Below are 6087 nucleotides of genomic sequence, written 5' to 3' on the forward strand. Positions count from 1 at the left end.
CTTCCTCGATATCGCCAAGAACGGCGTCGGGAGCGTCACTGTCGCGGCGCTCGCCATCACCGCGCTGTTCCTGGTGATATGCGTCGTCGCCGTTTTCATCGATCACGGTGTCGGGCGCCTCAGGAGAAAAGGCCACCGATAGACCGGTCGCTATTCCCACAGCGGCTTGATGCCCTCGCGGTGGGCGTCGCAGCGCGAGATGCCGATGTCCTTGAGCTGATCGTCGGTCATCTCCAGCAATGCCAGCCGGCCGCGCCGGCGCTCCAGCAGATGGCCGATCCATTTCGCCAGCGACCTGACCACTTGCACAAGCCGGCTGGCGAAGCCGCGCTGCCCGGACGGGCGGGTCGGCTGGCCGAGCAATTCGGTCGCCGAGTGGCGGAATGTTGCGATTGTATCCATTTTCTTTCTGCCAAAATTATCGATTGCACCCTTTTTAGTGCCTCATTGATATGTATTGACTCCCGAAACGGTGCAATATAGAAAATTGTCACCATGACAAATTGGATTCCAGATCTCACGGGTTCAGGTCCGCTGTATCAGCGCCTCGCGGATTCCATCGAGGCGGATATCGACCGGGGAGTGATCGGCGCGGGGGCAAAACTGCCGCCACAGCGCGATCTCGCCTACGACATCGGCGCCACTGTCGGCACGGTCGGGCGGGCCTATCAATTGCTGCGTGAGCGCGGCCTCGTCAGTGGCGAGGTCGGACGGGGGACCTATGTGCTCGGCGAAAACATTGCCATTACAAAGCCAGAGGCGCCCGACGCCAGCGTCGAAGGAACGCGTTATGTCGACGCCCCCAAGGACAAGCTGCGGTTCGACAGCACGGCAGCCCCCGACATTGGCCAGGGCGCCATTGTCGCCGACGTGCTCTCGCGTGCCGCGCAGGACCATCCGCATGAGATTTCGAGCTACACGCGCGATTTTCCTGATCGCTGGTACGAAGCCGGCGCCCGGTGGCTGTCACGAAACTCCTTCCGGCCAACGACCGATACAATCGTCCCCACCCTCGGCACCCATGCCGCGGTGATGGCCGCGATCGCGGCCCTGACCACGCCCGGCGACTATGTCGCCTTCGAGCACCTCACCTACTCGCAAATTTCCCGCAGCGCCGGCCTGATCGGCCGGCGCACCGCGCTGGTGGCATCGGACGATGAAGGCCTCGATCCGGCGGATTTCGAACGCGTCTGCGCACAAAAGCACCCCAAGATGGTCTTTCTGATGCCGACGGCGCAGAATCCGACCCTGGTGACCTTGTCACCGGCGCGCCGCGAGGCCATCGCGCGTGTCGCCCGTGAATACAACGTCATCCTGATCGAGGATGACCTCTACGGCCATCTGACCGACGATCCGACACCGCTGCTTGCCGAATTTGCGCCCGAACGCACCATCATTGCCGGCGGCCTGTCGAAATCGGTCGCCGCCGGTCTGCGTGGCGGCTGGCTGTCCTGCCCGCCCGCCTATCGCCATCGCATCCGCGTCGCCCACAAGATGATGACCGGCGGCATGCCGTTCCTGTTGGCGGAGGTGAATGCCCGGCTGGTGCTTTCCGGCCAGGCCAGCGAAATCCGCAAACGCAGCATCGCGGAGATCGGCGCCCGCATGTCCATTGTGCGCGAAAGCTTGGCAGGCTTCTCATTCAAATCGCACGACAAAGTTCCGTTCGTCTGGCTCACCCTGCCCGATCCCTGGCTTTCCGGCACGTTCAAGAATGCCTGTCTCGAGCACGGCGTGCTGATCGACGACGAGGATGAGTTCAAGGCGGGGCGCTCGGAGCGGGTTTTCCATGGGGTGCGCTTCGGCGTTTCGCAGCCGAGGCGGCGCGAGGATATTGCCGGCGGCGTCGCGGTAATCAGGCGGCTGCTGGACGAGGGCCGCGCGGGCTACGACAGTTTTTCCTGAACCTTTCGCGGCCACCCGCCCTGCTTGCCTCAATATGCCGCCCTGCGAAACCGGGACTTGTCAGCACCGGACCCGGATCAGCCTTCGGCCTTGAAGTTCTTGGCTTCCTTCTCGGCCTTGTCCTTGCCGTGCTTCTCAGCCAATTCCTTGGCCTGCCGGGGCGAAACGTCGGTGGTCTCCGCGATATGGAGGGCCTCCTTGTCCGAGAGGCGATTGTCGTTCTTGCCTTGCTTGGTAGCCATCGTGCTGTCTCCTGGGTGATAGGGACCTAACGGCTGGGACATCATGGCGTTCCCCATTTGACTTTGCAGGGCTGCAATAGCTGGCGGCGTCTTTCGTCGCGTACGAAAGACCCATCGGGGTCATCACCCTGTTGCTTTCTGCCTTTTTCCTCCGCCGACGGGTGTATCGGCCGCAAAGCTTGCGATAAGAGGAGACTCAAAATCCCTGCTCCATGGACATAAATCGCCGCCCATGACCATTTCCAATTCCGTACCGATCACATCAGAGCTCATCGCCGCGCATGGGCTGAAGCCCGACGAATATCAGCGCATCCTCGACCTCGTCGGACGCGAACCGAGCTTTACCGAACTCGGCATCTTCTCGGCGATGTGGAACGAGCACTGCTCCTACAAATCCTCGAAGAAATGGCTGCGCACCTTGCCGACCACAGGTCCGCAGGTCATCCAGGGCCCGGGCGAGAATGCGGGCGTGGTCGACATCGGCGACGGCGACTGCGTCGTCTTCAAGATGGAAAGCCACAATCACCCCTCCTTCATCGAGCCCTATCAGGGTGCGGCGACCGGCGTCGGCGGCATCTTGCGCGATGTCTTCACCATGGGCGCGCGGCCGATCGCGGCGATGAACGCGCTGCGCTTCGGTGCTCCCGACCATCCCAAGACCAGGCATCTCGTCGCCGGCGTGGTTTCGGGCGTCGGCGGCTACGGCAATTCCTTCGGCGTGCCGACGGTTGGCGGCGAGGTCAATTTCGACGCCCGCTACAACGGCAACATCCTGGTCAACGCCTTCGCCGCAGGCCTTGCCAAGACCAATGCCATTTTCCTGTCCGAAGCCAAGGGCGTCGGCCTGCCTGTCGTCTACCTCGGCGCCAAGACCGGCCGCGACGGTGTCGGCGGCGCCACCATGGCGTCGGCCGAGTTCGACGACAAGATCGACGAGAAGCGCCCGACAGTGCAGGTCGGCGACCCCTTCACCGAAAAATGCCTGTTGGAGGCCTGCCTCGAACTGATGGCCTCGGGCGCCGTCATCGCCATCCAGGACATGGGTGCGGCCGGCCTTACCTGTTCTGCCGTCGAAATGGGTGCCAAGGGCGACCTCGGCATCGAGCTCGACCTCGACAAGGTGCCGGTGCGCGAAGAGCGTATGAGCGCCTACGAGATGATGCTGTCGGAAAGTCAGGAACGCATGCTGATGGTGCTGCGTCCCGAAAAGGAAAAGGAAGCCGAGGCGATCTTCCACAAGTGGGGCCTCGACTTCGCCATCGTCGGCAAGACCACCGACGATCTGCGCTTCCGCGTGCGGCACCAGGGCGACGAGGTCGCCGACCTGCCGATCAAGGACCTTGGCGACAAAGCACCGGAATACGATCGTCCGTGGGTCGAGCCGAAGAAGCGGGCGCCGTTTGCCGCCAACGATATCCCGCAGGCCGATCTCGCCGATGCGCTGTTGAAGTTGCTCGGCGGACCGGACCTGTCGTCACGCCGCTGGGTGTGGGAACAGTACGACACGCTGATCCAGGGCAATTCGCTGCAGCTTCCTGGCGGGGATGCCGGCGTGGTGCGGGTCGAGGGCCATCCGACCAAGGCGCTGGCTTTCTCCTCCGACGTGACGCCGCGCTATTGCGAGGCCGACCCTTATGAGGGCGGCGAGCAGGCGGTGGCCGAATGCTGGCGCAACCTGACCGCCACCGGCGCGCTGCCGCTCGCCGCCACCGACAATCTCAATTTCGGCAATCCCGAACGGCCGGAGATCATGGGCCAGCTGGTCGGCGCCGTGAAAGGCATCGGCGATGCCTGCCGGGCGCTCGGCTTCCCGATCGTGTCCGGCAACGTCTCGCTCTACAACGAAACCAACGGCCAGGGCATCCTGCCGACACCGACCATCGGCGGCGTCGGCCTGATATCGGACTGGTCGAAGATGGCGCGGATCGGCTTTGCGGCGGAAGGCCAGATGATCCTGCTGGTCGGCGCGCCGGCTTCCTGGGGCACGCATCTTGGCCAGTCGGCCTATCTCAGGGATATCCACGGCCGCAACGATGGCCCGCCGCCTCCGGTCGATCTCGAGCACGAGAAGCGCGTCGGTGACCATGTGCGTTCGCTGATCGCGTCCGGCATCGTCACGGCGGCACATGACGTCTCAGACGGCGGCATTGCGGTGGCCTTGGCCGAAATGGCGATGGCGTCCGGCATCGGCGCGACCGTTCCCGGGCTTGTCGGCACCGATCCGATCCCGGTCTGGTTCGGCGAAGACCAGGGCCGCTATCTCCTGACGCTGTCGATCGATCCGCATGGCGATGAATGGGATGCTATCCGCAAGCAGCAGGGCGAACTCGGCATCTTCGCGCCGTGGATCGGCTCGACGGGAGGCAACGCGCTGAAGCTCGGCGATGCCAGGGCAATCCCGGTCAGCGATCTGACCGCCGCCCATGAAGGCTGGTTCCCCCGCTTCATGGACCAGGCCAGTTGACGAGAGCATGATCCCGAAAAGTGGAAACCGGTTTTCGGAAGAAGATCCTGCTCAATCATAAGAAACTGGCCGTACGGGCGCTGCTTGCAGTCGTCTTCTGGCCGTCGCTGTTCTTCTTCTGGTGCCTCGGGCCGTTCGTCTTCTTCCTGCTGTCGACGACCTCGAGTGAGGTTTGTACCAGGCTGGAAACACGCGCGGAGTTTCTGGCCGCGGCCAATGATACGCTTCCGATGCTTGTCCTGCAGAACCTCATCTATGGGGTTCCGATCGTCTGCCTGGTGCTCTGGAACCGGCTGCTGCCGGAGCCAACGCGGGCAAGGCACGTCGTCACCTGCATCAAGCTTTTCGCCGTCTCGGCTGTTTTGGGAGCCTTGTGGGAGTATGGGTCTTCGCTTGTCTGCGATGGTTACGGCCAGCCGTTCTTCTCGTCAGCCTGGCAAATGACCAGCTATCTGCCGATTGCCAACCTGGCGGTCAACATCCCGCTCTACGTGCTGGTCTTCAGCCTCGGCCGTGCCTTTTCGATGCGCGAGGACGAGCCGGCGCAGGGACCGGGCGAAACCATCTCCTGAGCACCAACAGAACGGACACTGGACGGAACCGCTTCAATCCGGATTGGAAAGGCTCTAGGCTTGGCCGACTCTCATCGCACGGGCCGCCGCGCCGCCGCCCTCCCGAAACAGGAAATTCTGCAATGGCAATGGACGCGCACGACATCGAAAAACTGATCAAGGACGGCATCCCGGACGCTCGCGTGACGATCCGCGACCTCGCCGGCGATGGCGACCATTACGCGGCCGAAGTGGTGGCCGAGAGCTTTCGGGGAAAAAGCCGCGTTCAGCAGCACCAGATGGTCTATGACGCGCTGAAGGGCAATATGGGTGGCGTACTGCACGCGCTGGCGCTGCAGACCAGCGTTCCCGACTGAGGCATTTCCCGCCGACACGCTTGGCCCAAAACGGCCCATTCTTTGCGCCATTCGGGTGATGGCATGGCTAAAGTCTTGTTTCGGGCAACCTATGGGTTTATTTGAAAGACATGCTTCGAGCCTGACTCCCACGGGCGTGAAAGGATATTCCATGAGCGGTATCAACGACTACATCGACAATGAAGTGAAGGGCAACGACGTCGTCCTTTTCATGAAGGGCACGCCCGGCTTTCCGCAATGCGGGTTTTCCGGCCAGGTCGTCCAGATCCTCGACTATATCGGCGCCGACTACAAAGGCGTGAACGTCCTGGATTCCGCCGAATTGCGCCAGGGCATCAAGGACTATTCCAACTGGCCGACGATCCCGCAGCTCTACGTCAAGGGCGAATTCGTCGGCGGCTGCGATATCATCCGCGAAATGTTCCAGGCTGGCGAATTGCAGACCTTCCTCGTCGAGAAGGGCGTGAGCGTCAAAGGCGCCGCCTGACTTCGGTTTGGGCCATGTCGATATCGACATGCCCCCGACCACCAGGGCTGCCCCACCCCGG

7 protein-coding genes are annotated in these 6087 nt (G+C 62.7%); 5 read left to right on the forward strand and 2 right to left on the reverse strand.

Annotated elements, in window-relative coordinates:
- Positions 1-150 precede the first annotated feature (150 nt).
- Positions 151-402 (reverse strand): DUF1127 domain-containing protein, encoded by a 252-nt coding sequence (locus tag EOA36_RS24295; RefSeq protein ID WP_127279750.1) that lies wholly within the window; start codon positions 400-402, stop codon positions 151-153.
- 93 nt (positions 403-495) lie between these two features.
- On the opposite strand from EOA36_RS24295, the gene EOA36_RS24300 reads away from it, so the two are divergent.
- On the forward strand, positions 496-1905 hold the full coding sequence (locus tag EOA36_RS24300; RefSeq protein WP_127279751.1) for a PLP-dependent aminotransferase family protein: 1410 nt from the start codon (positions 496-498) through the stop codon (positions 1903-1905).
- A 77-nt stretch (positions 1906-1982) separates the two neighbouring features.
- Here EOA36_RS24300 and EOA36_RS37395 read toward each other — a convergent pair whose 3' ends face one another.
- On the reverse strand, positions 1983-2147 hold the full coding sequence (locus tag EOA36_RS37395) for a hypothetical protein (protein ID WP_167531216.1): 165 nt from the start codon (positions 2145-2147) through the stop codon (positions 1983-1985).
- Positions 2148-2379: 232 nt separating this feature from the next.
- Between EOA36_RS37395 and purL the strand changes: the two genes are divergently transcribed.
- The 4 genes from purL to grxD all read left to right on the forward strand — a co-directional run bounded on the left by purL (position 2380) and on the right by grxD (position 6026).
- On the forward strand, positions 2380-4611 hold the full coding sequence (gene purL / locus EOA36_RS24305) for a phosphoribosylformylglycinamidine synthase subunit PurL (protein WP_127279752.1): 2232 nt from the start codon (positions 2380-2382) through the stop codon (positions 4609-4611).
- Between the two features lie 20 nt (positions 4612-4631).
- Positions 4632-5183, forward strand: a complete 552-nt coding sequence (locus tag EOA36_RS24310; protein ID WP_245464455.1) for a hypothetical protein — start codon at positions 4632-4634, stop codon at positions 5181-5183.
- 122 nt (positions 5184-5305) lie between these two features.
- A complete protein-coding gene (locus EOA36_RS24315; protein WP_015318146.1) occupies positions 5306-5539 on the forward strand; it encodes a BolA family transcriptional regulator in 234 nt (77 codons plus the stop codon).
- A 151-nt stretch (positions 5540-5690) separates the two neighbouring features.
- The gene (gene grxD, locus EOA36_RS24320) at positions 5691-6026 is read left to right on the forward strand and encodes a Grx4 family monothiol glutaredoxin (RefSeq protein ID WP_013895877.1); all 336 of its coding nucleotides are present in this window, start codon (positions 5691-5693) and stop codon (positions 6024-6026) included.
- The last annotated feature ends 61 nt before the right edge of the window (positions 6027-6087 follow it).

The organism is Mesorhizobium sp. M8A.F.Ca.ET.021.01.1.1, assembly GCF_003998025.1.
Taxonomy (GTDB): Bacteria; Pseudomonadota; Alphaproteobacteria; order Rhizobiales; family Rhizobiaceae; genus Mesorhizobium.